Here is a 24,407-nt window from a genome sequence, read left to right as displayed (position 1 = left end):
AGCACCCGGCCTGTTAATGCCGGGAAGTCCGCGTTTCCTGCCCAATCGTCCGTGTTGCTGGACGACCGCCGAGTTTCGTGAGCATAGTGGCGGCATGTTGGACCTGCTCAGCGACATTCTCACCCGCCTCTCCCTCCGCGGAACGCTCTATTTCCGCACGAGCTTCACGGAGCCATGGGGCGTGCGTGTGCCCGCCTTTCGGGACGTTGCGCGGTTCCATTTCGCCCATCGGGGCGAGGCGCTTGTCCGGGTCGAGGGCGAGCCGGAGCCCGTTCGCCTGGCGCAGGGCGACCTGATCGTGATCCCGCACGGGGCCGCTCATGTCCTCTCCTGCCGCCATACCGGGCCGGACGCCGCGCTGCCGCTCGACGACGTGCTCTCCCGTTCGGGCTTTCCGGGGCACGGAACGCTCGTCTGGGGCGGAGACGAAAGCCTGCGCGACACGCAGCTCATCTGCGGACATTTCGCGCTGGCCGAGGGCTCGCGGCACCTCCTGTTCGACCGCCTGCCGCCCTTCATCCATCTTCGCGGCTATGGCGAGGAGGCGGGGCCCTGGCTCGAGGCGACGCTCAAGGTCATCGGGGCGGAGGCCGGCGGCGCGCGCCTCGGCGGGGACCTGATCGCGCTCAAGATGTCCGAGGCGATCTTCGCCCAGGCGATCCGCGCGCATATCGAGACCGCCCGAGAGTCCGAAAGCGGCGTCGCGGGCTTCGCCGACCCCCATCTTGCCCGCGCGCTCACGGCCTTTCACCGGTCGCCGACGACGGACTGGACGGTGGCGCGCCTCGCGCGCGAGGCGGGGCTCTCGCGCACCGGATTCGCCGAGCGCTTCTCGGCGCGGCTGGGCGTGACGCCGATGGCCTATGTCACGTCCTGGCGGATGCAGATCGCGCGCGAGGCGCTTGTCGCGCGGGGGCTCTCGGTCGCCGAGGCGGCGGAGCTTTCGGGCTATGCGTCGGAATCGGCGTTCAGCCGCGTCTTCAAGAAGGAGATCGGCGTCTCGCCCGCAGCCTTCCGCCGCTCAGGCTACGGGGAGCAAGAGGCGGCGTGATGTATCGTCCGAGGGATCGGACGATCTGCGTGGTTTCCCGGACCATCTGAAATTCATCGTCCTCAGGCCAGTCCCTAAATCGGGGAGGTCGGCGTCAACAGCCGCCGCTCGCCTCCTCAATCGAAAGGACCTTGCGCCATGCGCTTCGTCACCAAGACCATCCATGCCTGGCTCGACTATCCGGTCGCGCTCGCGCTCGTCGCTCTCCCGTTCCTGCTCGGGCTTGGTTCGTCCAACCCCCTCGCCCTGACGATCTCGCCCGTCATCGGCCTCGCCGCCTTCGCGCTGACCGTCTTCACCGACCATCATCTCGGGGTGGTGCGCGTGCTGCCCTACAGGCTGCACCTCGCCGTCGATCTCGCCGTCGGCGTCTTGTTTCTGATCCTTCCCTTCGCGCTCGGCTTCGAAGGACTCGACGCCGCCTACTACTGGCTGAACGGCGCCGCCGTCGTCACGGTCATCGGACTCTCCAAACCCGAAACCGAGCCGGTTTCGGCCTGACCCCTCTCATCGAAAGGACTCTTCTCATGGCTCGCATCACCCAGGTCTCCGACGCCGCCGACACTCCCGAGGCCGCCGCGCTCTTCGCCGCCATCAAGGGCAAGGTCGGCATGGTTCCGAATCTCTACCGCGTCGCCGCCAACCAGCCGAAGGTTCTCGCCGCCACGCTCGACCTGAGCGAGACGCTGGCGGGCGGCGGATTCGACGCGCGATCACGCTCGCCGTCGCCGGGCGAATGAATGCGATTATTGCGCCGCCGCCCATGCGGCGATCTCCGCCGGGCTGAAAGTCCCGCCCGCTGCGTCGTAAACCTAGAATACGATCTTTGCCAGATCAATGCCGATGATGGCAACTTCTCCCATGGAAACCCTCTCCTTCAGCTTGAACTTCGACACCAAGAGTTCGGCACATCTCGGTGCCGTCAGGAGAGAGCGGCATCGATCCATGTCTACAATAAGTAATTGACATCAATATATTGCCGGTCAACTAGCGTCGAGCACTCTTTGTCATGTTCGTCGCGCTTGCCGGTCTACCGACACCCCGGCGGGGGGCCTGCGGATTGCTCCGCTCTGACCAGTGCTTCCAGCGTCGCCGTCCGGATTGTGCCGACCACAATGGTGCGACCGACAACCAGTGCCGGCGTTCCCGGAAATGCAAAGCGTCGGACGAGGGCTGCGCTCGTGCGGAGCTCGCGCGTCGTGGCGTCGCTCGCCATATCCGCAAGCAGTCGATCCGCGTCGATCCCTGCGGATTGCGCCACGTCCCGCAGGTAGGCCTCGCTCGGCGCGAAGCTCGTGCGCTGCAGTCGGCGGTTGAATTCGGTCTGCGCTCCCTGCCGTCCCGCTGCGATCGCCGCGCGCGCCGAGGTTTCCGACGCCGCGCCGAGGATCGGCCATTCGTGGCGGCGGAGGTGCACGCCACCGCGGGCCTCGGCCTCCAGCGCATTCAGGTCCTCTGCAAGAAGTTCACAATTGGGACAATTGTAGTCGGAGAAGAATGCGACGGGCGCGACTCCGGGCTGGAACTTTGGCCGGCCGAAAAGAGCGCTGCAGAAATCCACCTCGGGGATGATGTCGTCCGTCTCGGCAACCTCAACGGACGCACCGACCCCGGCGAAGGGATCGATTGCGCCGGTTGTCGAGCCGACAAGGCTCAAGCGCCGAAATCCGGGCGGATCGTCCACCGGAATGAAGCCGAGATCGTCCGTCGCCCGGTTGATCAGCCAGGAAGCGCCGCGGAAGAACGCGACCGCTCCGACCCCCGCTGCGAGAAGGACTAGCAGGTCGCGCCGGCCGCTTCTTGCAACGGCCCGTTGCGGTGCATCGGGCACGCCATCCTTGGCCTCGGTCATCCGATGCGTCCCAGAGCGGGAAAGGCGTCCAGAAGCCAGTAGGACATTGCGCTGAGTTGGCCTGTCATCATCGCCACTCCCATCAGAACCATGACTGCGCCCGCGCCCTGGTGCAGCCGGCGCCCGATCCGCCCCACGCCCCGCAATCGGCCGGCGAGCCTGTCGGTGAAACCCGCCACGATCAGGAACGGCACGCCCAGACCGGCGGAGTAGATCGCGAGCAGCGCGACGCCCTGGCCGACCGTTGCGCTCGCCGCGCTGGCGGTCAGGATCGCGCCAAGTATGGGGCCGATACACGGCGTCCAGCCGAAACCGAAGGCGAGCCCCAGTACGTAGGACGCGGCGGGCCTGCCGCCGGGAATGTCGAGATGGAAGCGCAGATCCCGCTGCATGGCGCCGATCCGCGCCGCACCGATCATGAAGAGCCCAAACAGGATCACGATGCCGCCGCCGACGAGATTGAGTTCGTAGCGCCACTGCAGCAGCGCTTGTCCGAGGGCCGTCGCGGACGCGCCGAGGATCATGAATATGGTCGAGAAGCCGAGGACGAAGCAGAAGCTGAGCCAAAGCGTCTGTGCCCGGCCGGACGCCACGCCGCCTGTCGCCGTCCTTCCGGCGATGTAGGACACATAGCCCGGCACCAGCGGCAGGACGCAGGGCGATGCGAAGGAGATCGCCCCAGCCAGCAGAGCCGCAGTCATCCCGAGAAGCGACAGGTCAGCCATGCGCGACCTCCACAGGTTCGCGCCGCCACGGCCGGGCACCGGTGGCCCAGCAGTAGCCGACGACCGGGATGACGATCCATTGCAGGGTCGGGCTCAGCCCGGCGTCGATCACCGGGATCACCGGCATCATCTCGCGATAGGCCCAGGCCTCGCGCAGCTCGATGTTCAGCCACTCGCTGAAGATCGTGTAGGCGACGCCGGAGATCACCGCGCCCCCAAGCACGCGGCGCCCGCGAATGCGCGGCCAATACGCGCTGCCGAACACGCAGAGCGACAGCATGATCGTGCTGAGCGTGATCAGTATGTCGCCGCCCGTGCAGTGGACCGCCGCAAAGACGAGTTCGCCCGGGGTCCCGGTGAGCCAGATCGTGTAGAGCGGCAGGTGCGCGAATTCCCAGGCCAGGTGCGCAATGGCGGCGAAGACGAAGTAGCGACGCAGCGCATCGAGCCAGTCCCGTCCCGGCGCCGCGCCGGTCTCCAGCCCCGCTGTCATCGGAACGCCCCGAACAGTCGGTCCAGCAGTCCGGGTTCGGGCGGCGGCGCGTTGGTCAGACCGTTGATGTAGAGCACCAGGTTGATGCGCCCGAACGCTGCTCCATGGAAAATGCCGGCATGACGCCCGCCCCGGTCGATGACATGGACCATGGGAGCATCCGCCCCGCGAGCGGAGAGCGCCGCGAAGGCCGCGGCGGCTGCCTCCACCGTTTCGTCAGAGGGCATGACTGACCGCCAGTTCCCGGCCTCCCCGTCAGGATCGGGCGCTGCGTCACCGCCAACGGCCAGGAACTGGTCCATCTCGCGCATCGGCGTGACGTTCACCGCATCGCGAACCTCCTGCAGAAGCGTCTGCTGATCCGTACAGGGCGCGCCGCACCCATCGGGCCGGAAGCTGAGCACGACGATCCGGTCGGCAAGCCCTGACAGATCCTGGCTGGCGCCATCCGCCCCGGTGAGCGCCAGCGGCGGCATGCGGCGTGAGTCCGTGGGCTCGAAGGCAGGTTCCTTCGCCGCCATCACCTCGTCGAGACGGTCGCCGGGATGGTGCGCGGCGGCCGGTGCGGCGCCCGCGAGGAGCAGCAGGGCAAGGAGCGCAGGCAGCCTCATGGCTCCCCCTCCGGCCCGGTCGCCGCCACGCCGAGCACGGGGACTTCAACGGTGATCGCTCCCGCGCGCTCGAAGGTCAGGGTCAGCGGAAACGAGGCGCTTTCGTCGAGCCTGCCCGCGAGCCCCATCAACATCAGATGCATCCCGCCGGGAGAAAACCGAACCGTCTGTCCCGCCCCCAGATCGAGCGCGTCGAGATGGATCATGCGCGTGACCGAATCCGCATCTGTCTCGGAGGCGTGGATCATCACGTGATCCGCAACCGGCGTCGTCGCGGACAGCAGTCGGTCGTCCGCATCGCTGCGCAGAGTGAGGTAGGCCGCCCCCGGGCGGGAAGCGAGAATGCTGGACCGCGCCCAGGGGTCGCTGACTGAAACATCTGCCGTGACCTCGGTCGAAAGCAGCGCAAGGCCGCAGAACAGGAACGATAGCAGGCGCATGGCTTACCCCTTCTCGATCAGCCAGGACAGTGTCGCTGCGAACTGGTGCACGGTCTGGTCATATTCCCGAAAGGCCGCCTCGAAAGCGCCGTTGGGGCGCATCAGATAGATGATGCCGGAATGGCTCACCATATAGCCGTCCGCGTCGGTTTCATCTTCTAGGCGTTCGGCATAGGCGCGGAAATTCGCCACCGCCTCGTCGACTTGCGCCTCGGTCCCGGTTAGGCCGACCAAGCGGGGATGGAAGGCCTCGACATAGGCGGTCATGACATCCGGCGTGTCGCGAGCCGGATCCACCGTGATGAAGATCGGCGTCACCTGCGCGGCGTCGGGGCCGAGCGCATCCATCGATTGCGCCAAGTATGCCAGCGTTGTCGGGCAGATATCCGGGCAATGGGTGAAACCGAAGAACACCAGCTGCCACTGGCCGTCGAAGCTGTCCGCCGTCACCGTCTGGCCGGTATGATCGGTCAGGGTATAGGCGTTGACGATCGCGGCCTCGCCGGTCACACGGGGCGCGGGCAGGTCGGGTGGGGTGAAGGCGCGCCAGAGAACGGCGCCGCCGAAAGCCAGGGCGGATCCGGCAACGGCCGCCCAGAGCAGGCGCCGAATGCGTCGCAAGCCATCGGAGTTGGAAGGGGAGTTCATTGGATCGGGTCCTTCGGGGTAGCCGCCCGGGCGGCGGGTGCGGCCCGGGCGTTTCGATGTCAGCCGCCCTGAGGCGCGGGCGTTGCGTCCTGCCCGGCAGGAGGCGTCGCAGCGTCGGGATGGCCGGGCTGATGATGCGCCATCTGCTGCATCATCTCGGTGCAGGCGGCCATCATCGGACCCATGGCCTGCATCATCTGCATCATGCCCATCATGCCCTGCATGTCGCCGCCCATCATGCCCTGCATCTGTCCCTCGGGCATGGCCGGGGAGTCGCCCTGCGCCAGGGCGGCGGATGTGGCGAGGCCGAGGCTCAGAACGGCGGCCATCGCGTATGTCTGCATCGTCTTCATCGGATTGCTCCTTCTGGTGGTGGGGCGAGGATCAGTCCCTCGCGGTTTCCGGACCGGCGTCCGAACGTGTCGGGGCGGCACAGGATTTCGAGCCGCCCATCATGCAGAGCCCCAGCCCGCACATGACGGCGCAGGGGGCGACGGCGAGGATCAGGGGGGCAGCGCCGATCGCGGCCACCCAGCCCCAGTTGAGCCACAGCCCCGCGCCGATCAGCGCCATAGCGCCGAGGATGAGGCCGCGGCGTCCGAAGGGAATGGAGAAGCCCCCGGGTCGGGTGGCGCCTTGGTCAAAGGATGTGTCAGGCATGGTCATCTGTTCCTTTCGGCGATGATGGTCTGGAATTGTGCGATCGCCGCCGCGCTGTCCCATTCGGCGGGGCCCGTCAGGCGGCCGCGTTCGCGCCCCTGCCGGTCGATCAGCAGGGTCGTGGGCAGTCCGATGACGGCGAAGGCGAGCATCGCGCGGATATCCTCGGCGAGGTACTGGCCCAGATGTCGGATGCCGATCTCGTCATAGAAGCGCCGCACCGGCCCCAGCCCCGCACGGTCGATAGAGAGGGGCAGGACGTGGAAATCGTCACCGCCAAGCTGCGCCTGCAGACGGTCGAGCGTCGGCATCTCCTCGCGGCATGGCGCACACCAGGTGGCCCACACGTTGAGCAACACCACGCGGCCCCGGAAATCCGCCAGCGTCAGGTCCCGCCCGTCGCCATCAACGAAGGGCGGCGAGAGCATCTCGCGCGGGGTCTCGTGTAGCCGCATCAAGGGTCGTGCGGCAGCGGGTGTGGCGGCAAGCGCCAGCGCACCGGCCAGCAGGTCGCGCCGCCTCATGATCCGTCCTCCGCCTGTAACCGGCGGACGACGGGCAGGATCTCTTCCTCGAGCACGCGGCGGTCGAACGGCCCGACATGTTTGTAGGCTATCCGTCCCGAGGCATCGATCACAAAGGTCTCGGGCAAGCCGTACACGCCCCAATCGATGGAGGCGCGTCCGTTCCGGTCGGCCCCGATCCGGGTATAGGGGTCGCCGAGTTCGGCGAGAAACCCGAGCGCCGCGTCGGGAGCGTCCTTGTAGTTGATCCCGTGGATCGGAACCGTCCCGGTCTCGGCCAGTTCGACCAGCAGGGGCATCTCCACACGGCAGGGCACGCACCAGGAGGCCCAGACGTTCACGATGGAAACCACGCCGCGCAGGTCATCCGACGAAAGACCGTCGTCGCGCCCTTCGATCGGCGGCAGGGCGAATTCCGGCACGGATCGACCGATCAGCGTCGAGGGCAGCCGGTCGTCCTTGTTCCAGAGCCCCCAGTAGAAGGCCGCGCCGAGCAGCGCCGCGATCCCGAGGGGGGCCATCGCTATCAGCCGTCCAGCGACGGGGCGAGCGACATGACGGGCCTCGTCGTTCATGAGCCGCCCTCGTCATTCGCCGTCACTTCGGCCTGGAATCCGCGCTCGCGCTCAGGCCAGGTGCTCTTGATGAAGGCCAGAACCGCGGCGATCTCGTCATCGGACAGGATGCCCTCGAAGGCGGGCATGTCGCTCTCGTAGCCGGGCACGATCGCGCTCACACCGAGCCTGGTGATCGTGAACAACGGGCGGTCGGCATGGTGCCAGGTATGGCCGCTCGCATCGTGCGGCGGCGCAGGCATCCGGCCGTTCTCGTTTCGCCTGCGCCAGTCGGGCTGGCCTTCCAGGTTCGCCCCGTGGCAGGAGGCGCATTTGGCGGCGTAGACCTCCTGCCCAAGCGCAAGCTGCGCCGCGGTGACCGGCTCGCCGAGGAAGGTCAGGCTCTCGGCGTCCGGCGCTTGTTGAGCCGCCGCGATCCAGCCTGCCGCACCGATCGCCGCCACAAAAGCGGCTGCTGTGAAGGAGCCCCGGCGCTTCATGCGGGCCTCCGCAGATACTTGATCAGCGCCGCCACCGCGAGAATCAGCACTGCGATCAGCAGCAGCAGGACAAGTCCGCCGCCCAGCATCATGCCCATCATCGGCCCGCCCATCATCTGGCTCATGCAGTCGCCCATCAGCCTGCCGCCCCGGTACTGTCGCGCCAGGCCACCACCCACGCGGCGACAAGCGCGAAAAGGACATGGCCGACGAGCGCGACCCAGGTGATGCCGGTGAAGCCGAGGAAGGCGGGATTGCCGGCGACGAGATGCGCCACGACGTAGAGCGCAAAGATCCAGAGCAGGACGCCGTAGAGGACGGCGGGGACCGCCCAGCCAAGCCCCGGCGCGAGCGTGCGCGCGATGGGCCGCGCGAGCACCATCCAGCCCAGCGGATAGGCGACCATCCCCGCGAAGTAGTGCAGGAATTCCGCCCCCGGCCGATAGGGTGCGCCGAACAGCGTCTGGATCACGTTGTTGGCGAGCGGAACCGGCGCAAGATTGGCGAAGCCCAGCATCGGGCTGAGGCTCTGGCCGAAGAAGTCGAAGGCGACGGTGGCGCAGGCGCCCGCCAGAGCCATGGTGACGAGGCCGGGCACCGTGAACAGCGCCCGGACGGCGCCCGCGATGGCGGCGCCCAGGGTCGTCGACGGGTTGATTGCGGTGTCATTCATCGGCGTAGACCTCCACTCCGTTGGGCCCAAAGGCATAGGTGCGCAGGGTGCCCGTTTTCGCGGGCGCCATGCCGGGGGCGTTGGCGGGCATGCCCGGCAGCGTGATGCCGGTGATGTCGGGGCGTTCCTCGAGCAGACGCTCGATGATCTCGACGGGAACGAGGCCGCTGACGAGATAGCCGTCGATCATGGCGAGATGGCAGCCCACACCCTGCTCGGGCACGCCCGCGGCGACGGAGCGGTCGACGAAGTCATGATCGTCGATCACGGTGACCTCGAAGCCTTCGGCCCGCAGGTATTCCGCGTAGGCGTCGCAGCAGCCGCAGCCGGGGCTGCGCCAGATGGTGACCGGCTCGGCGGCGAGCGCCGGGGTGGCGAGGGCCAGGAAACCGGCCAGGGCGAGACGTTTCATGTGATGTCCTTTCATGTGGTGGGGAGCGCGGCCCACGAGGCCCCGCCGTCATGGCTGAGGATCACGCCGTCCGAGGTGGCGGCGGCGATCCGGGATGGCTCTGTCGGGTGAACGGCGAGCGCGGTCGCGACGTGGCCCGATCTCCGCGACCAGGTCACCCCGCCATCGGCGGACGCCCAAAGGCCCGAGGGCAGCGCGGCGACAAGTCGTTCCGGGGCAGCCATTGCCGAGGCGAGGGCCAGCACGGGCTCGCCCTCGGGCAGCGGGGCCTCGGGCGCGGGCGGCGCGCCCGCGACCAGCGCATCCATTGCGTCGCCCGCCACCATGTCCTGCCAGCGGCAGAAGCAGTCGGGCACGCGGGTCAGGCCGCGCTCGGTGCCGGCGTAGATCCAGATGCCGCCCATGCCTGAGGCGAGATTGACAGAGGCGAGCGTCAGCACCTCGCGCTCGGCCTCAGCGATCCAGGGGCGGTCCATCACGAAGGACCAGTATTCCCCTGCATCTTCACTGCGCCATAGCCCGTCGCCCGCCACGGCGGCATAGAGCGTGTCCGGGGTGCCCGCCGCGATGGCGAGCGCAGCTACCTGCGCCTGCGGCAGGCCTCCCGATGCAGCGCGCCATGTCCCGCCGCCATCGTCGGACCGGTCGAGCCCGCCGCCGTCCAACGCCGCGAACAGCCGCCCGGCCCGCGCGGGGTGACTGGCGAGCGCCCGGATATGGGCGCGTGGCGTGGCCAAGGTCGCAGAGACGCCGCCCGACAGGTCGTGCCGCCACACCTGCGCGCCCGCGACGACGAGCGCATCGCCGTCGAAGGCCAGTGTGGAGGCTGCAGCGCCCCCAGCCTGCGCCCACCGCGCTGGAGACAGCCCGGAAAGGGCCACACCGCCCAGCATGGCGAGCACGTGGCGCCGTCCGAGCGGCGATCCGGTCACTGAGTGCACGTTCATCATCGCTTTCCCCTCAGGCCACACGGATCACGCCCATCATCCCGCTCGCTTGGTGCTCGAGGATGTGGCAGTGGAACATCCAGTCGCCCGGATTGTCGGCGACGAAGGCGATCTCGACACGTTCGCGCGGAGCCATCAGCACCGTGTCCTGCCATTCTCGATGGGGCGTTGGCGTCCCGTTGCGGCTGATCACACGGAAGGAATGGCCGTGCAGATGGATCGGATGGTGAAAAGCTGTGGCGTTGGTCATGGCGATGACGTGGGACGCATCGCGCGCCAGCGTCAGCATCGGGTCGAGGATATGACCTTCAGCCGCCACGCCATTGACGAACCAGATGCCGCCATCGTGCATCCGGTTCATCATGCCGCCGCCCATCATGCCCCCAATGCCGCTTCCACCGGAAAGGCCCATCTGGCGTTCGACCATCCCGCCCATCATGCCGCCGGTGAAGGTCACCTCGTGACGCCGGGCGCGCGCGAGGTCGGGTTCGGACAGCGGGTTCGGGGCCAGCGCCATGGACCAATCGGGCGGCGCGTCGCGCAGCGGCGTCTCCGCCACGGCCAGATCGACGAGAGCATAGGGGTCCTGCGCGAAGAACCGGTCGATGACGGAGATCGTTTCGCCCGGCCCGACGGTCACGTCGAGCATCAGGTCGGCGCGCATGGCCGGACCGAGGACCACCCGCCCTCCGGGCGTCGCGTGCGGCGTGACCGGTTGGCCGTCGAGCGCGATCACCTGCGGCGCGAGATCGCCGAAATCCAGAGCGAAGATGCGGGCATTGGCGGCGTTGATCAGGCGCAACCGGATCCGCTCGCCTGTCCGCACCGGCACGGCGTCGGGGATGCGACCGTTGATCGTCACCGTATTGCCGAGCCGCCCGGCATGGCTCATGTCGTGGAACCCGCCGAAATCGGCCGCGATGGCGGCGTCCTGCGTCAGTCGCCAGTCGTCGAGCACCCAGGCTAGTTCGCGGTCTGCGCGCGGCGGGGTCTCTTCCTCGACGATCAGCGCGCCGTAGAGCCCGCGGCCCACCTGCTCGAAGCTGCGCTGGTGCGGATGATACCAGAACGTCCCGGCATCGACCGCGTCGAACGCGTAGGCGAAAGCTTCGCCCGGTGCGATGGGCGCCTGCGTCAGATGCGGCACACCGTCCATGCCGTTGGGCACCCGCAGCCCGTGCCAGTGCACGGTGGTTTCCTCGGCCAACGCGTTCTCGACCTCGATACGAAGACGCGCGCCCTGCCGCACCCGGATCTCGGGGCCGGGCACGGCGCCGCCATAGCACCAGACGTCGCTCGCGCCCCAGGGTTCGGGGACCAGCCTCGCCCGACCCGGCGCGGCGCGCAGAGTGAATGCGTCTAGGCTATCGGCCCGGGCGGGGTGGAGGGAAAGCGCGGCGCCCGCCGCAGCACTGCCCACCAGAAAGCCTCGGCGCGACAGCGCCGGTGTGAATTTCGATCTCATGTGTTTGTCTCATCTGATGCATGCCGTCGAGCGCGCGCACGGCGCATGAGCATTGCGTCTCGAGGCGTCGGTTAGACGCGCAGAGACGCGGAGACGGTCGCAAGCGCGCCCTTGCGGGCGTCCGGCCGTCGGATCAGATGAGGATTCGGGGAGGGAAAGGGTCCGGAGGCGCTCTTAGCCCGCGTGGGAGCAGCATGCCGAGAGGCCGGTCCCGACGCAGCAACTGCGGCATGACTTGCGATACACACGCCGCCTTCAGGACTGCGAACGCAGGCGACGTGCAAACCAGATCGCAACTTGCGTTCGCGTCGCTGCCGCCGTCTTCGGGGCAGCCTTGACAGTCGGGCATCGACATCGCGCCTCCGTCGGCCATCGCCATGTCCAACGCCATCGCGTTCGCACTCACCGCGTGAACAATCGTGCTCGCGGCGAACACCGCAAGAAACACGAAGGCAATGAGCGAGGCGAGATTACGCATTCTCAATGATATACTGCCGGGTTCATCCAATGTCCATTCACGAACCAGTGCCAACGTCCGGGGTCGATATCGATACCGGAAATCGGTCTCATCCCGCACAGCAGGACAGCTTGGCCACATCCTTGTCGAAGGTCTGCGCAGCGAGCCTCACGCCCTCGACCGTGGTGAGGTAAGGGAAGATCGTCTCGCCGAGCGACTTTGTCGTCATGCCGAACTTGAGCGCCAGGACGAGCGTCTGGACACTGTCGGCTCCCTCCGGCGCCATGATCACGCCGCCCAGCAGGCGGTCGTTCGCCCGGTCCGCGACGAGCTTGATCAGCCCGCGCGTGTCGCGGGCGGCGAGCGCGCGAGGCACGTTGTCGAGAGCCAGCACGCTGGTCTTGACGTCATGACCCGCCGCGCGCGCCCGGCGTTCAGTCAGTCCGACGCCGACGACCTGCGGATCGGTGAACACCACCCAGGGCATCGCTACGTTCTCGTAGCGCTCCGCCCCGCCCAGCACGGCGTTGCGGGAAGCGAGCTTGGCGCCATAGGCGGCCATGTAGACGAACTGGTCGCGGTCGGTCACGTCGCCCGCCGCAAAGATGCCGGGCTTCGTGGTCTGCATGTCGTCGCCAACCCGGATCGCACCGCGTGCGTCGGTCTCGACGCCCATCTCCGCGAGGCCCAGCCCCTCGGTGTTGGGTGCGCGTCCCGTCGTCAGGACGAGGTGGTCGGCCGTCAGTTCGCGCTCCGCGCCATTCTCCGTCACGGTCAGCACCGCACGGTCCCCGTCGCGCCGCGCGGCATGATAGGTTGCGCCGTCAAGAACCGTGACACTTTCAGCGCGCAAGACCTCGGTGAGCGCCTGCGCCACCTCTGGCTCGGTGCGCGGCAACAGGCGCGAGCGGCAGACGATGGTGACGTGGGTGCCCATCCGCGCCATCATCTGCGCGAGTTCCACGCCGATATAGCCGCCGCCGAGAAAGATCAGGGTCTCGGGCAACCGGTCCAGCTCCAGCAGCGACGTGCTGTCGAGCGATAGTGCTTCCTGGACCCCAGGGATGTCGGGCACGGCGGGTCGGCCGCCGGTGGCGACGATGACCTTGGGTGCGGTGATCCGGCGCCCGCCGACCTCGACCCCGCCGGGGATGAGCCGCGCCGGACCCTCCTCGATATAGGTTACACCGTCGTAGCCCGGCAGCAAATCCGCGTACTTCTTCTGGCGCAGCGTCGCGACCAGATCGTCCTTGGCCGCAACGAGAGCGTTCCAGTCGGCGACCTTCGCTTCGCCGACGAGGCCAGGAAACCGCGACGCCGCCTGCGCGCCGTGTAGAGCCTCGGCTGCGCGGATCATCGCCTTGGAGGGTACGCAACCCACGTTCACGCAGGTGCCGCCGATGGTGCCATGCCCGATGAGCGCGACGCGCTTTCCTCCTTCCGCGGCGGTGATGGCGGCCGAGAAGCCGGCCGATCCGGCGCCGATCACGGCAAGGTCGAAATCGCCCTTGGGCGCGCAGTAATCGTCTTTCATCAGGTCATCCATCCGTTCGAGTGTTCAGTCGCCGCTGCCGTCTCCAGACCGCGCACACGGTTAGTGCGACGAAAAACGCGAGCGCGGGCAGCAGAACGCAGTCGAGCCAACCCAGCCAGGCCGACAGGCCCACGGCGCCCAGAAGCACCACGAGTACCGGCGTGAAGCAGCAGAGCGCCGCGATGACGGTGCCTACGATCCCTGTCGCGATCAGCTTGCGGTCGGTCTGCCCGGTCATTCCGTCAGCCCGAGACGCGCGCCGGGTAGCCTGCATTGGTCGATGCGATTGCGATAGCGTCGGCGCTCGTCGCGGCGGTCTCGAAGACGACCGTGGCGGTGCGCGCCTCGAAGTCGATCTCGACGGCGCGCACGCCCTCTACGCCCTCCATCGCGCGCTTCACGGTGATCGGGCAGAGTGCGCAGGTCATGTTGTCGACCGCGAACGTGACAGTCTGCTCGGCGGCGACGGTCTGCGCGGCAACAGGGATGACCGTGACCGGCGCGATGGCGGTCAGGCCGAACAAGGCGAGTGCAAGGATCTTCTTCATGCGGATGTCCTTTCGGGGTCAGTAGAGATGCGGGGCCCACCAGTCGATGGTGAGTGCCGCGACAACGAGGATCAGGGAGGCACAGAGCGCGGTCTTGGTGATCCGCGCCGAGGACGGGCGCGCGCAGTAGGAACCGGGCTCGCAGACGGTTGGTTTGCGGAAATAGACCTGCCGGAACCCGACCGCGATGAAGCCGAGCGCGATCACGGCGAAGATCGGCTTGTAAGGCTCCAGCGCCGTCAGGTTGCCGATCCAGGCCCCCGAGATGCCGAGGGTCAGCAGCACCAGCGGCCCGATGCAGCAGGCCGAGGCGAGAAAGGAGCCCACCACCCCGCCCGCCGCGAGCCAGCCCTTTTGGGCCGGGTGATCCGCGCCCGTGCTGTCCGTTCTGTCGTCTGTCAGCGCCATGTCGCGCACCTCTCGCCTGTGATTGACGAGAGGTGTAGGGTCTGTAGGAACTACAGGCTCAAGGGAAAACTTGTCCATGACAGATCACGAGCGCGAGAGCGGCTTCACACGCGGCGACCTGGCCCGGGCGACCGGCTGCAACATCGAGACGATCCGCTATTACGAGAAGACCGGCCTGCTGCCTGACCCGCCCCGCACGGACGCCGGCTACCGGATCTATTCCGCCGCGCACGCCACGCGCTTGCGCTTCATCTTGCGCGCCCGCGAACTCGGGTTCTCCATGGAGGACATTCGCGGGCTGATGGGGCTCGAAGACGGCGCCGCGCCGACCTGCGCCGAGGTCAAGGAGCGGACGGAGCGCCACCTTGCGGATGTGCGGGCGAAGATCGCAGACCTCAGGCGGATAGAGAAAGTGCTCTCAGTGACTGCGGCTCGATGTTCTGGAGAGGATGTCCCGGACTGCCCGGTTCTGGAAACGCTCGAAGGCTCGTGACTACGCCGGGCTTCGCAAGATCGGGCTGAGCCAGGATCACTACACAGGCCCGCTTGATTTTGCGTGAACCAATATTTGGCGGTTATATACGCGAGCACCGATCCCCCAAGCAGCTCTACTAGCCAGTAAAATACAGCATAGATGCCGAGTGTGTCTATTTTCTTATAATAAGTCATGATAAATTATTGCATACACCGGCATTTCTTTATGGAGCCAATCCGAAGACTGGATCCATTGCGCTATTTTGTCGCGTATTTGCGTCGCTGAGAGTCGGCTTTGCTGTGCGAGACCACTACTCAGCCGGGCTAACGGCGATGCGCTCCGGCGTTAAGGTCACTTCCCTCGGCAGACCGCGGCTCTTCGCGATCCCCCAGACGGCCGGTATCACCACGAGCGTCAGCACGGTTGAAGACACCATGCCGCCGATCATCGGCACGGCGATGCGCTGCATCACCTCCGAGCCGGCGCCCTCGCTCCAGAGGATCGGGATCAGCCCGGCCATGATCGCGACCACGGTCATCATCTTCGGCCGCACCCGCTCGACCGCGCCGACCATGATCGCCTCGCGGAGGTCCGCGCGGGTGAGCGCCATGCCGGCGGCGGCGCGGCGGGCGCGGAGTTCCTCGAGCGCATGATCGAGATAGATCAGCATGATCACGCCGGTCTCCGCCGCGACGCCGGCGAGCGCGATGAAGCCGACCGCGACCGCGACCGACATGTTGAAGCCGAGCCACCACATCAGCCAGACGCCGCCGACCAGCGCGAAGGGGAGCGAAAGCATCACGATCAGCGTCTCGGTCAGCCGCCGGAAATTGAGGTAGAGCAGAAGGAAGATGATGAGCAGCGTGACCGGCACGACGATCATCAGCCTCGCCTTCGCGCGTTCGAGATATTCGAACTGGCCGCTCCAGGCGATGTAGGTGCCGGTCGGCAGATCGACCGCGGCCCGCACCGTCTCCTGCGCCTCGGCGACATAGCCGCCGAGGTCGCGCCCGACGATGTCGACGAAGATGTAGACCGCGAGCCGGCCGTTCTCGGTCCGGATCGAGGTCGGTCCGCGCGAGAGCGAGATCTCGGCGACCTCGCCAAGCGGAACGGCGCCGCCGCCCGGCAGAGGGACGGCGACCTCGCGCGCGATCGACTCAGGGTCGGAGCGGAGCGCGCGGGGATAGCGGATCACCACGTCGTAGCGCTCCCGTCCCTCGACCGTCCGCGTCACCATGCGAGCGCCTAGCGCGGTCGCGACCACCGCCTGCACGTCGCCTATGGTGAGGCCGTGGCGGGCGAGCTGCGCCCGGTCCGGCGCAATGTCGAGGAAATAGCCGCCGATCACCCGCTCGGCATAGGCGCTCGACGTGCCCGGCACCTCGCGGAGCGCGGCTTCGATCTCCCGCGCGGTCCGCTCCATCGCGGCGAGGTCGTCGCCGAAGACCTTCACCCCGACAGGAGTGCGGATGCCGGTCGCCAGCATGTCGATCCGGGCGCGGATCGGCTGCGTCCAGGCGTTGGAGACGCCGGGGAACTGGAGCGCGAGGTCCATCTCGGCGCGGAGGCTGGCGAGCGTCACGCCCTCGCGCCATTCGTCCTTCGGCCGAAGGTTGATGATGGTCTCGAACATCTCGGTAGGCGCGGGGTCGGTGGAGGTCAGCGCGCGGCCGGCCTTGCCATAGACCGAGGCGACTTCCGGGAAGGTCCGGATGATCCGGTCCTGCATCTGGAGGAGCTCCGCCGCCTTCGTCACCGAAAGGCCGGGCAGCGTCGTCGGCATGTACATCAGCGTGCCCTCGTCGAGATCGGGCATGAACTCGCTGCCGATCCGCCCGGCCGGCCAGGCCGTCGCCGCGAGCGCCCCGAGCGCGAGGAGGATTGTCAGGCCGCGCGCCCTAAGTACCAACCGGATCACCGGCCGGTAGAGCCAGATCAGCAGCCGGTTCACCGGGTTGCGATGTTCGGGCACGATCCGGCCACGCACGAAGATCACCATCAGCGCCGGAACCAGCGTGACCGAGAGGAACGCCGCCGCCGCCATCGCGAAAGTCTTGGTGAAGGCGAGCGGCCCGAACATCCGCCCCTCCTGCGCCTCGAGCGTGAAGATCGGCAGGAAGGAGACGGTGATGACGAGCAGGCTGAAGAAGAGCGGCTTGCCGACCTCGCTCGCCGCCTCGATCAGCACCTCGATTCGCGGTTTCTCCGGCGCGGCGCGTTCGAGATGCTTGTGCGCGTTCTCGATCATCACGATGGCCGCGTCGATCATCGCGCCGACGGCGATGGCGATGCCGCCGAGGCTCATGATGTTGGCCCCGATGTCGAGCGCCTTCATCGCCGCGAAGGCGATCAGGATGCCGACCGGCAGCATCAGGATCGCGACCAGCGCCGAGCGGAGATGGAGGAGGAAGACGACGCAGACCGCGGCGACGATGAGGCTCTCCTCGATAAGCGTAACCGTGAGCGTGCCGATCGCCCGCTCGATCAGGGCCGAGCGGTCATAGACCGGCACGATCTCGACGCCCTCGGGCAGGCTGGAGCCGATCTCGGCCAGCGCCGCCTTCACGCCCTCGATCACGGTCAGCGTGTCGGAGCCGTGGCGCTGCAGCACGACGCCGCCGGCGACCTCGCCCTCGCCGTCGAGATCGGCGATGCCGCGCCGCTCGTCGGGCGCAAGCTCCACCCGCGCGACGTCGCGGACCCGAAGCGGCGCGCCCGAGGCGGAGCGGAGCACGATGTTTTCGATGTCCTCGACGCCGCGGAGATAGCCGCGGCCGCGCACCATGAACTCGAACTCGGAGAGCTCCACTGTGCGCCCGCCGAAATCCATGTTGCTGGCCGCGACCATCTCGCGGAGCCCGTCCAGCGTAATCCCTTCGGCGCGAAGCCGGTTCGGGTCGACGACGATCGCGTATTGCTTCACGAAGCCGCCGATGCTGGCGACCTCGGCGACGCCGTCGGCCTTCGAGGCGCCGAAGCGCACCACCCAGTCCTGCAGCGAGCGAAGCTCGGCGAGCGTCATTTCTTGCGCAACCAGAGCGTATTGATAGACCCAGCCTACCCCGGTCGCGTCCGGCCCGAGGCCGGGCGTGACGCCGGCGGGCAATCCCCGCGCCGCAGTGTCGAGATATTCGAGCACGCGCGAGCGCGCCCAGTAGGGGTCCGTCCCGTCCTCGAAGATCACGTAGACGAAGGAGACGCCGAAGAAGGAAAAGCCGCGCACCACGGTCGAGCCCGGTACGGTCAGCATCGCCGTCGTCAGGGGATAGGTGACCTGATCCTCCACGACCTGCGGCGCCTGACCCGGATATTCGGTGTAGACGATAACCTGCACGTCCGAGAGATCGGGGATCGCGTCGAGCGGCAGGGTGCGGATGGCCCAGAGCCCGGCGCCGACCGCGAAGACCGTGCCGATCATCACGAGAAAGAGGTTGCGGGCGGACCAGGCGATTATGTTGGCGATCATTCCGCATCCTCCGCGGGGGCGAGGGCGCTCAGCGCGGCCTTCAGGTTGCTTTCGGCGTCGATCAGGAAGTTCGCCGCCGTCACCACGCGCTCGCCGGCTTCGAGCCCGGAGCGGATCTCGACATAGCCGCCGCCGCGCGCGCCGAGCGTCACCGGGCGCGGCTCGAACCGGCCCTCGCCGAGCGCGACGAGCACGACCTGGCGCTCGCCGTCGTCGATCACGGCGCCGTCCGGCGCGGCGATCACCGGCGCCGCCGGGCCGGCCTCGATCTCGACATCGGCATACATGTCGGCGAGGAGGGCGCCGTCCGGGTTCGCGAGCTCGATCCGCACCTTCACCGTCCTTGTGTCGGGCGAGACCTCGGAATAGATCAGCCCGACCCGCCCCTCGAAGCGGCGCGAGGGCAGGCTCCGGACCCGCACCTCCGCCCGCGCGCCCGGCGCGACGCCGCCGATCTCGTATTCCGGCACTTCGGCGAGCACCCAGACGACCGAGATGTCGGCGAGCCGGAACATTGTCATGCCCGCCTCCATCATCATGCCGGGCGCGGCGTTCCGTTCCATCACCACGCCGTCCGAAGGCGCGGTCCAGGTGAGGGAGAGCGGGACCTGCCGGTCCGCCTCGAGCGCGGCGAGGGAAGCTTCGGGCATCCCGAGATTGACGACGCGCTGCCGCGCGCCGGCCATCGCGCGCTTGTCGCCGCTAGAGAGCGCGCTCAGATAGAGCGCGGCGGCGGCGGAGATTTCCGGCGAATAGACCTGGGCGAGCGCCTGGCCGGCGCTGACGCGCGCGCCCGTCGTCACGTCGGCCACGGTCTCGACGAAGGCGTCGCTCCGGGTCGCGACGACGGTGACGCGCCGCTCGTCGAGCGCGACGACGCCGGGCGCGCGAACGGGGCGGATCAGCGCGCGCCGTTCCACGACTTCGGTGCGCACGCCCGTGCGCTGCAGCTTGCCCGGCGAGAGCGCGACGACCGGCCCCTCGTCGATCTCGCCGTCGAAGACGGGGATGTAGTCCATCCCCATAGAATCCTTCTTCGGCGTCGGGGAGGTGTCCGGCAGCCCCATCGGGTTGCGGTAGTATAGGATGCGCGGCGCGCCGCTCCTCTCCGCCTTCGCGGGCGCGGGCGGCTCATCGAAGCCGAGGTCCTCGCCTGCGCGGACGGCGAGGAAGGCGCGCCCGTCCGGCGTGGACTTCGGCCCGGCCGACCAGACCGGTCTCCCGTCCGGGTCGCGCCAGTAGAGGACGGGCCCTGTCGCCGCCGCGGCGTCCGGGCCCGGAGGCGGCGCGCCTGGATCAGGCGCGATCGCGGCGAAGGCCGCGACGAGCCTCTCGGGCATGGGGACGGGCAGCCGCCCGCCCCCAGCCCAGAAGCCGCCGAGCCCCGCCGCCGCAAGGGCGGCGAGGCCGAGCGCCGACCGGGCAACCCCGGTCACGGCGTTGCCGTCAGTTCGAGGCGGGCCTCCAGCGTGCCCTCCTCGCCCTGAACCTTGGCGCCGAGCGAAAGCCGCCAGCCGCCCGCCATCACCAGATCGGTCCTGAAGAGATAGACGCCCGGCTCGGTCGAGGGCATCGCCTCGATCGGCGAGGTCATCGTTTCCATGCCGTCCGGGGCCATGTCGATCCGCGTGGCGAAGATCACGGCGTCAGGAACGAGCGCGCCGGTCCGCTTGTCCACCAGACGGACGGCGATCACCGCGCCGTCGCCCTTCGCGGCGGTCGGCTCGACGAGCTGGAACTCGTAGTCGCTGATATCGGCGGCTAGGGGTTTCGGGAAGGCGAGGAATAACCCGAGGGCGAGCGCGAGCGCAGCCGCCGGAGCGACGAGAAAGTAGGGCAGGTTCATGAAGTGAGTCTCCGAAGGGAGTTCGTGACCCGCGGTCGCGCGACAAGAGCGACGACCGAAGGGGGCGACGCCGCCGCGCCGCGCAAGGAACGCGCGAGCGGCGTCCGGCGCTCAGGCGCCGGCGGAGATCCGATGTTTTGGAGGCTGCGGGGGTGGCGGCATGGCGCGCGCGCGCAGCGACCGCTCCAAGGTAGGATCGACCACACCCGAAAGTTCGAAGAGCCTGACTTGAGCCACGATCCCCAGGATGCCGTTCATGCATTTGGCCGCACAGTGCGCTGGAACCAGGCAGAGCTCGTCGCACTCTTCTGCTGACATGTCAGGGCAGCAATCCATGCCTGCCATCGACATCTCGGCGTTCATGATCACCGGTTCCGTATCGGTGGCGCTCATCGCCATGGGCGACTGCGTCGCGGCCAGCGAGGCGGCGACAAACGCAATAACACAGAGGAACTTGAGGACAGCGTTCATACCGAAATGAGAACAGCCTTGTGCGCAAGATGTAAACGGCATTCCTTGTCGCGCATGACACCATTGCGTGAACCGCATGGAAACATCGAGTCGCAGAGTCTTGAGTGGCAGGATTTAAGGGTACGCAGCTTCGGCGCTTGCTCTCTTGCGGGACGCACGCTCAACCTCCGTGCGCCCGCTCCTACACCCGCAAGATGCCAGAATATGCGATCATCTCTGGACCGCCAGCCCGCCGTGCCAGCCTCTCTCCATCGTCGGAAAGCGGAAGGCCGTCGCAGACGAGCGGCGTCTCTGGCCCGAGCTCCGAGGACATGTCGGCGAGCATCGCACTCAAGTTCTCATTTGCGAGCAGCTATCGAACAGCGACGGCCCAGCTTTGCTCGACCTTGTTCTATCTGACTTGGAGCTCGCGCATTACGCCCGCGTGGCGCGCAATACCTCGGCGACAAGCGTCGGCGCGCCGCACATCCGGCACCGGTTGTACTATTTCGCGGTCGATCTCGACGGCGTGGCGCGACCCTTTGCTGATGGACCTCTTTACCTAGCTGGAATTGGACTGGTCGCTGACGCGGGTGGCGCATCTGGTCAGTTGGACCAGCCCGTCGTCGCGGGACTGGATGGACACGTCAGGCCTGGCGAAGGCGGGCGAGGACGGCCAGCAGAGGCTCGACCAGCTGGCGCGCCAGGGGTTCCTCGCGGCGTCGCCAACGGCGACGAAAGGCAACGCGGACAGCGGGCAGACGGCGCCACCAGGCATGAGCTCGACGGGGCGGAAGGCCGACGGGACGAAGGAGCAGGCGACGCTCAACGCCATCGCGGCCCTGACGCACTGGCTCACCGCCACCACCACGAACGACGGACGCGGCCAGGAGGCGGACGAAAAGGCGGCACGGGGTCGAAAGCCGGGGCTTACGCTCGTCGAGAAGGCCCGCCTGGTCGGCCCGGCCCGGTTAACGGTTTCTGGCGAAATGAGGCCTGGCTCTTCTGCCGGGACGACCGGTGGCGCCCTGTTGAACCCGGCTCATTCCCGCTGGCTTCAACGACTCCCGACCGCGTGGGACGAGTCCGCGCCTACGGGAACGGCCTTTGCGCGCTGCAAACCGAAGCCTTCGTGATCGCCGCCCGCGACGCGATCTCGACATTGCGGCGAGGGGGCCTGGGAGCCCGGAAATAGACCTATGCGGGGCGCCTCCGGCCTTGCGCCGGGCGCCGCGCCGCACGGGCGCGCGCCGGGCGCTGGCGCGCCTCACGATACGGGCGCGCCTTCGGCGCCCTTCCTCGCGCCGCTCCGCCGCGCTGGCGGGGCGCGCCGGGGGGGCGCACTTAACCCATGTCGGGGGGCGAATCGCGGCGGGCATGGGCATAGCCGAGAAAGTCTCCTGGACGGCCCGCTTCGATCCACTCGCGGTAGAGCTCTTCCTAACGCTTGCGCTCGGCGGCGGTTGGACGGCCGCCGCCGACGCGCTGGAAGACGCCTTCACGGATCGCCTTCTTGCGACGGGTCCAGCCGTCGTCCTCCGCGCCGTCCGGCCGAGGCTCCGGCCGGTCCTTCATGCGGCGACTTCGGCATTGCGCACCGCCCGCCACGCGCGGAACTGATCGCGCAGCGGCGCATCGAACATATCCGGGAGCTTCTCGAACCGGCACTCCAGCCACACAAGCAGATCGCTCCATAGGTCCAGAGCCTCCTTTCGCTCCACGACCATCAGACTGCGGTTATAGACGGCGGTCACTCCGCCGCCCTTGATCGTATGGGAGAGGATCGCATCGCAAACATGCGGGAGAACGCCGAGGTCCGTCAGATGGGTCGGGATCGTTCTGCGGAAATCATGCTGCACGAAGGGCGCATCGGCGATTGCTTCGAGCTTTAGCTGCCTCCACTTCGAGACGTTCCCCGCGGGATCATAGCCCCAGATGCGCCCTGTTTCGTGGATCGCCCCGGCGATCTCCAATCCCCGCAGCGCCATCTCCGAAAGATGCACATGATGGGCGGCTCCCACCTTCATCCGTTCTCCGGGAATCGTCAGGCTCGTGCGGTCAGCCGAGAACTCACTCATTTCGATATCGGCGGCCTCGCTCAACCGCAGCCCTGTCGCCAGAAGAAAGATCATGAATCCAGCATATCGCCGATCCATCCCGCTCTGATAAATCGTCAGCCCCTTCATCAGCCGGGACAACTCGCCGAGCCCGAGGAACCGCTCATTGTTGACCTTCAACGCCGTCTTCTCGGCACGGCTGAACGCCTTGATCTGGCTCGGAATGAGGTTCGCGGTGCTGTCGGACCGCTCCGAATACCACCGCGCAAAGGCCGCCACCTGCACGCGCAGGCGCTTTCGGACCTTCAGGTTCGGCTCCTTATTGAGGAACGCCTCAAGCCCCCGCTTCGAGAGATCGGCAATCGGAACGAGCTCGAAGGCGGCTATGATCCGGCGCCAGACGGGCAGTGCATTGGCGCGCGTTGTCTCTGCCCATTGAGGATGCCTTTCTTCCCAATAGGCCCGCATCGCATCCGCTACGGATACGAAGAGGTCCGGGTCCTGCGGGATGCTCGAGACCGCCGTCATGTCGGACGGCGCCAAAGGGGCGTTCTCCGATGTCTTCGGTATCGACCCCGTCTTGGGCGAGGGCGCCGGTTGCGGCCTTGATGCGCCCAACTGATCTCGACGCTCTTCTTCGCGGGCCGCGGCTCGGGCTTCTTCGACGCCGAACGTCTCGGCATCGAAGACGCCCAGGACCGTCTTCTTCAACTTCCCGCCGATCCATCTCTGGAATAGGAAACTACGGCGCCCGGCCGTGGACACCTTGAGCTGAAGCCCTTTGAACTGCGTATCCGTATAGTATTGGATTTTCGATTGCGGCTTTATCTTGTCCAGCGCCGTATTAGTGAACAGTATCTTCATCTGCGTCTCCAAAGCACGCATTGATGGGAGGGCGGGGATTGGTCGTCGCCGCCCGGCGGTTCTTGTCAGATGCTCGCAGAAAGACGCCAAGGCGCGGAACCCGCGGATCGAGCCACATCCGATCATCGCCGGACCGGGCTCCCTCTTCCGCAACTCGACGCATGGGCGATTTCTCCTACGACCCTGGGGCGGCGCCTGGTCCAATTGCCAAGCCGGGCGCCGCTCCCACACAATTCCTACCGCAAACGCCCCGCCGGCGTCTACCGCAATCCTACCGCAAGGCCGAATTGCGGTAATTTTTTAGGCATTTTCCCCGCCGCAACTAACGGCTATTGCCGCGATTAGTGGCATCAGTGGCGCTTCAATCCCGCCTAAAATAAGGGCATTGTCTATCAACCATCTGAAATCATTAAAATTTATATGGCAACAGCACATGGCTCTGACTCCGTTAGTCCTGGTTCGAATCCAGGTTCCCCAGCCAACCTCCCGACAGAACGCGCTCTCCGCCCTCGCCAAGGACCGGAAACTCCCGTTGTCTTCGATGGTTAAGGCGGAGAAGGCGTTACTGCTGCTCCGGCGCGGAGGCCGAAATTGGCTCTCAAAGGGCCGACATTCTCCGGCGGGTGCAACTGCCCGAACGGTAACCGGCCGCTCTTGGCCGCCTGCATTTTCGCGGTCTGATCTGCGATGAGACGTCTCTGAGGACGTCGACAGCGACGTCCATTGGATCAGGGGCGTCGATGC

Annotated in this window: 31 protein-coding genes and 1 pseudogene; 6 read left to right on the top strand and 26 right to left on the bottom strand. The window is 67.3% G+C overall.

From position 1 onward, the window contains the following. The first annotated feature begins 94 nt into the window (after positions 1-94). The 3 genes from ACE37J_RS11670 to ACE37J_RS11660 all read left to right on the top strand — a co-directional run bounded on the left by ACE37J_RS11670 (position 95) and on the right by ACE37J_RS11660 (position 1,791). Positions 95-1,051, top strand: a complete 957-nt coding sequence (locus ACE37J_RS11670; protein WP_409711424.1) for an AraC family transcriptional regulator — start codon at positions 95-97, stop codon at positions 1,049-1,051. Positions 1,052-1,189: 138 nt separating this feature from the next. Then, positions 1,190-1,552: a hypothetical protein gene (locus ACE37J_RS11665; protein WP_409711423.1), complete on the top strand. Its 363-nt coding sequence runs from the start codon at positions 1,190-1,192 to the stop codon at positions 1,550-1,552. A 26-nt stretch (positions 1,553-1,578) separates the two neighbouring features. Further along, positions 1,579-1,791 (top strand): hypothetical protein, encoded by a 213-nt coding sequence (locus tag ACE37J_RS11660; protein ID WP_409711422.1) that lies wholly within the window; start codon positions 1,579-1,581, stop codon positions 1,789-1,791. A gap of 290 nt (positions 1,792-2,081) precedes the next feature. Here ACE37J_RS11660 and ACE37J_RS11655 read toward each other — a convergent pair whose 3' ends face one another. From ACE37J_RS11655 to ACE37J_RS11560, 20 genes are all read right to left on the bottom strand, one after another. Further along, positions 2,082-2,903, bottom strand: coding sequence for a DsbA family protein (locus tag ACE37J_RS11655; RefSeq protein WP_409711421.1), 822 nt, complete (start codon positions 2,901-2,903; stop codon positions 2,082-2,084). Further along, positions 2,900-3,628, bottom strand: a complete 729-nt coding sequence (locus tag ACE37J_RS11650; protein ID WP_409711420.1) for a cytochrome c biogenesis CcdA family protein — start codon at positions 3,626-3,628, stop codon at positions 2,900-2,902. Before ACE37J_RS11650 ends, ACE37J_RS11655 begins: the two co-directional genes overlap by 4 nt. After that, positions 3,621-4,121 carry a hypothetical protein gene (locus ACE37J_RS11645; RefSeq protein ID WP_409711419.1) on the bottom strand — a complete coding sequence of 167 codons (501 nt, stop codon included), beginning with the start codon at positions 4,119-4,121 and terminating at the stop codon, positions 3,621-3,623. Before ACE37J_RS11645 ends, ACE37J_RS11650 begins: the two co-directional genes overlap by 8 nt. Further along, positions 4,118-4,732, bottom strand: coding sequence for a cytochrome-c oxidase (locus ACE37J_RS11640; RefSeq protein ID WP_409711418.1), 615 nt, complete (start codon positions 4,730-4,732; stop codon positions 4,118-4,120). Before ACE37J_RS11640 ends, ACE37J_RS11645 begins: the two co-directional genes overlap by 4 nt. After that, positions 4,729-5,172 carry a copper chaperone PCu(A)C gene (locus ACE37J_RS11635; protein ID WP_409711417.1) on the bottom strand — a complete coding sequence of 148 codons (444 nt, stop codon included), beginning with the start codon at positions 5,170-5,172 and terminating at the stop codon, positions 4,729-4,731. Before ACE37J_RS11635 ends, ACE37J_RS11640 begins: the two co-directional genes overlap by 4 nt. Before the next feature lie 3 nt (positions 5,173-5,175). After that, complete coding sequence (locus ACE37J_RS11630) at positions 5,176-5,820, bottom strand: SCO family protein (RefSeq protein ID WP_409711416.1); 645 nt, start codon at positions 5,818-5,820, stop codon at positions 5,176-5,178. 59 nt (positions 5,821-5,879) lie between these two features. Further along, entirely contained in the window at positions 5,880-6,173 is a 294-nt protein-coding gene (locus tag ACE37J_RS11625) for a hypothetical protein (protein WP_409711415.1), read from the bottom strand. A gap of 31 nt (positions 6,174-6,204) precedes the next feature. After that, positions 6,205-6,480, bottom strand: a complete 276-nt coding sequence (locus ACE37J_RS11620; protein ID WP_409711414.1) for a hypothetical protein — start codon at positions 6,478-6,480, stop codon at positions 6,205-6,207. A gap of 2 nt (positions 6,481-6,482) precedes the next feature. Further along, the gene (locus ACE37J_RS11615) at positions 6,483-7,004 is read right to left on the bottom strand and encodes a TlpA family protein disulfide reductase (protein WP_409711413.1); all 522 of its coding nucleotides are present in this window, start codon (positions 7,002-7,004) and stop codon (positions 6,483-6,485) included. Further along, complete coding sequence (locus ACE37J_RS11610) at positions 7,001-7,525, bottom strand: DsbE family thiol:disulfide interchange protein (RefSeq protein ID WP_409711788.1); 525 nt, start codon at positions 7,523-7,525, stop codon at positions 7,001-7,003. Before ACE37J_RS11610 ends, ACE37J_RS11615 begins: the two co-directional genes overlap by 4 nt. A 50-nt stretch (positions 7,526-7,575) precedes the next feature. Next, a complete protein-coding gene (locus tag ACE37J_RS11605) occupies positions 7,576-8,058 on the bottom strand; it encodes a c-type cytochrome (protein WP_409711412.1) in 483 nt (160 codons plus the stop codon). After that, positions 8,055-8,195 carry a hypothetical protein gene (locus ACE37J_RS11600; protein WP_409711411.1) on the bottom strand — a complete coding sequence of 47 codons (141 nt, stop codon included), beginning with the start codon at positions 8,193-8,195 and terminating at the stop codon, positions 8,055-8,057. The genes ACE37J_RS11605 and ACE37J_RS11600 overlap by 4 nt, the downstream gene beginning before the upstream one ends. Beyond that, the gene (locus tag ACE37J_RS11595; RefSeq protein WP_409711410.1) at positions 8,195-8,731 is read right to left on the bottom strand and encodes a hypothetical protein; all 537 of its coding nucleotides are present in this window, start codon (positions 8,729-8,731) and stop codon (positions 8,195-8,197) included. Before ACE37J_RS11595 ends, ACE37J_RS11600 begins: the two co-directional genes overlap by 1 nt. Further along, entirely contained in the window at positions 8,724-9,143 is a 420-nt protein-coding gene (locus tag ACE37J_RS11590) for a DUF411 domain-containing protein (RefSeq protein WP_409711409.1), read from the bottom strand. Before ACE37J_RS11590 ends, ACE37J_RS11595 begins: the two co-directional genes overlap by 8 nt. An 11-nt stretch (positions 9,144-9,154) precedes the next feature. Continuing rightward, the gene (locus ACE37J_RS11585; RefSeq protein ID WP_409711408.1) at positions 9,155-10,093 is read right to left on the bottom strand and encodes a WD40/YVTN/BNR-like repeat-containing protein; all 939 of its coding nucleotides are present in this window, start codon (positions 10,091-10,093) and stop codon (positions 9,155-9,157) included. 10 nt (positions 10,094-10,103) lie between these two features. Next, positions 10,104-11,555: a multicopper oxidase family protein gene (locus ACE37J_RS11580; protein ID WP_409711407.1), complete on the bottom strand. Its 1,452-nt coding sequence runs from the start codon at positions 11,553-11,555 to the stop codon at positions 10,104-10,106. A gap of 566 nt (positions 11,556-12,121) precedes the next feature. Beyond that, positions 12,122-13,558, bottom strand: coding sequence for a mercury(II) reductase (gene merA / locus ACE37J_RS11575; protein ID WP_409711406.1), 1,437 nt, complete (start codon positions 13,556-13,558; stop codon positions 12,122-12,124). Next, positions 13,551-13,784 (bottom strand): mercury resistance system transport protein MerF, encoded by a 234-nt coding sequence (gene merF / locus ACE37J_RS11570; RefSeq protein ID WP_409711405.1) that lies wholly within the window; start codon positions 13,782-13,784, stop codon positions 13,551-13,553. The genes merA and merF overlap by 8 nt, the downstream gene beginning before the upstream one ends. Before the next feature lie 4 nt (positions 13,785-13,788). Then, positions 13,789-14,094: a heavy-metal-associated domain-containing protein gene (locus tag ACE37J_RS11565; RefSeq protein WP_409711404.1), complete on the bottom strand. Its 306-nt coding sequence runs from the start codon at positions 14,092-14,094 to the stop codon at positions 13,789-13,791. A gap of 18 nt (positions 14,095-14,112) precedes the next feature. Next, on the bottom strand, positions 14,113-14,502 hold the full coding sequence (locus ACE37J_RS11560; protein ID WP_409711403.1) for a mercuric transporter MerT family protein: 390 nt from the start codon (positions 14,500-14,502) through the stop codon (positions 14,113-14,115). A 76-nt stretch (positions 14,503-14,578) separates the two neighbouring features. Between ACE37J_RS11560 and ACE37J_RS11555 the strand changes: the two genes are divergently transcribed. Beyond that, positions 14,579-14,995, top strand: a complete 417-nt coding sequence (locus ACE37J_RS11555; protein ID WP_409711402.1) for a MerR family transcriptional regulator — start codon at positions 14,579-14,581, stop codon at positions 14,993-14,995. Positions 14,996-15,287: 292 nt separating this feature from the next. Here ACE37J_RS11555 and ACE37J_RS11550 read toward each other — a convergent pair whose 3' ends face one another. From ACE37J_RS11550 to ACE37J_RS11535, 4 genes are all read right to left on the bottom strand, one after another. Further along, positions 15,288-18,446, bottom strand: a complete 3,159-nt coding sequence (locus ACE37J_RS11550; RefSeq protein ID WP_409711401.1) for an efflux RND transporter permease subunit — start codon at positions 18,444-18,446, stop codon at positions 15,288-15,290. Continuing rightward, entirely contained in the window at positions 18,443-19,882 is a 1,440-nt protein-coding gene (locus ACE37J_RS11545; RefSeq protein ID WP_409711400.1) for an efflux RND transporter periplasmic adaptor subunit, read from the bottom strand. The genes ACE37J_RS11550 and ACE37J_RS11545 overlap by 4 nt, the downstream gene beginning before the upstream one ends. After that, positions 19,879-20,292 (bottom strand): FixH family protein, encoded by a 414-nt coding sequence (locus ACE37J_RS11540; protein WP_409711399.1) that lies wholly within the window; start codon positions 20,290-20,292, stop codon positions 19,879-19,881. The genes ACE37J_RS11545 and ACE37J_RS11540 overlap by 4 nt, the downstream gene beginning before the upstream one ends. 111 nt (positions 20,293-20,403) lie before the next feature. Then, a complete protein-coding gene (locus tag ACE37J_RS11535; RefSeq protein ID WP_409711398.1) occupies positions 20,404-20,763 on the bottom strand; it encodes a hypothetical protein in 360 nt (119 codons plus the stop codon). Between the two features lie 169 nt (positions 20,764-20,932). Between ACE37J_RS11535 and ACE37J_RS11530 the strand changes: the two are divergent. Both ACE37J_RS11530 and ACE37J_RS11525 read left to right on the top strand, forming a co-directional pair. Continuing rightward, positions 20,933-21,250: pseudogene (locus ACE37J_RS11530) on the top strand (DNA cytosine methyltransferase); the annotation flags it as partial. Between the two features lie 64 nt (positions 21,251-21,314). Next, positions 21,315-21,878, top strand: coding sequence for a hypothetical protein (locus ACE37J_RS11525; RefSeq protein WP_409711795.1), 564 nt, complete (start codon positions 21,315-21,317; stop codon positions 21,876-21,878). Between the two features lie 304 nt (positions 21,879-22,182). Here ACE37J_RS11525 and ACE37J_RS11520 read toward each other — a convergent pair whose 3' ends face one another. Then, a complete protein-coding gene (locus tag ACE37J_RS11520; RefSeq protein ID WP_409711397.1) occupies positions 22,183-22,317 on the bottom strand; it encodes a hypothetical protein in 135 nt (44 codons plus the stop codon). After that, the gene (locus tag ACE37J_RS11515) at positions 22,314-23,663 is read right to left on the bottom strand and encodes a site-specific integrase (protein ID WP_409711396.1); all 1,350 of its coding nucleotides are present in this window, start codon (positions 23,661-23,663) and stop codon (positions 22,314-22,316) included. The genes ACE37J_RS11520 and ACE37J_RS11515 overlap by 4 nt, the downstream gene beginning before the upstream one ends. Between the last annotated feature and the right edge of the window lie 744 nt (positions 23,664-24,407).

Origin of the sequence: Pikeienuella sp., from assembly GCF_046290545.1 — a bacterium.
Taxonomy (GTDB): domain Bacteria; phylum Pseudomonadota; class Alphaproteobacteria; order Rhodobacterales; family Rhodobacteraceae; genus Pikeienuella.
Note: the sequence above shows the minus strand (reverse complement) of the source record. Positions and strands in the feature narration are given on the sequence as shown.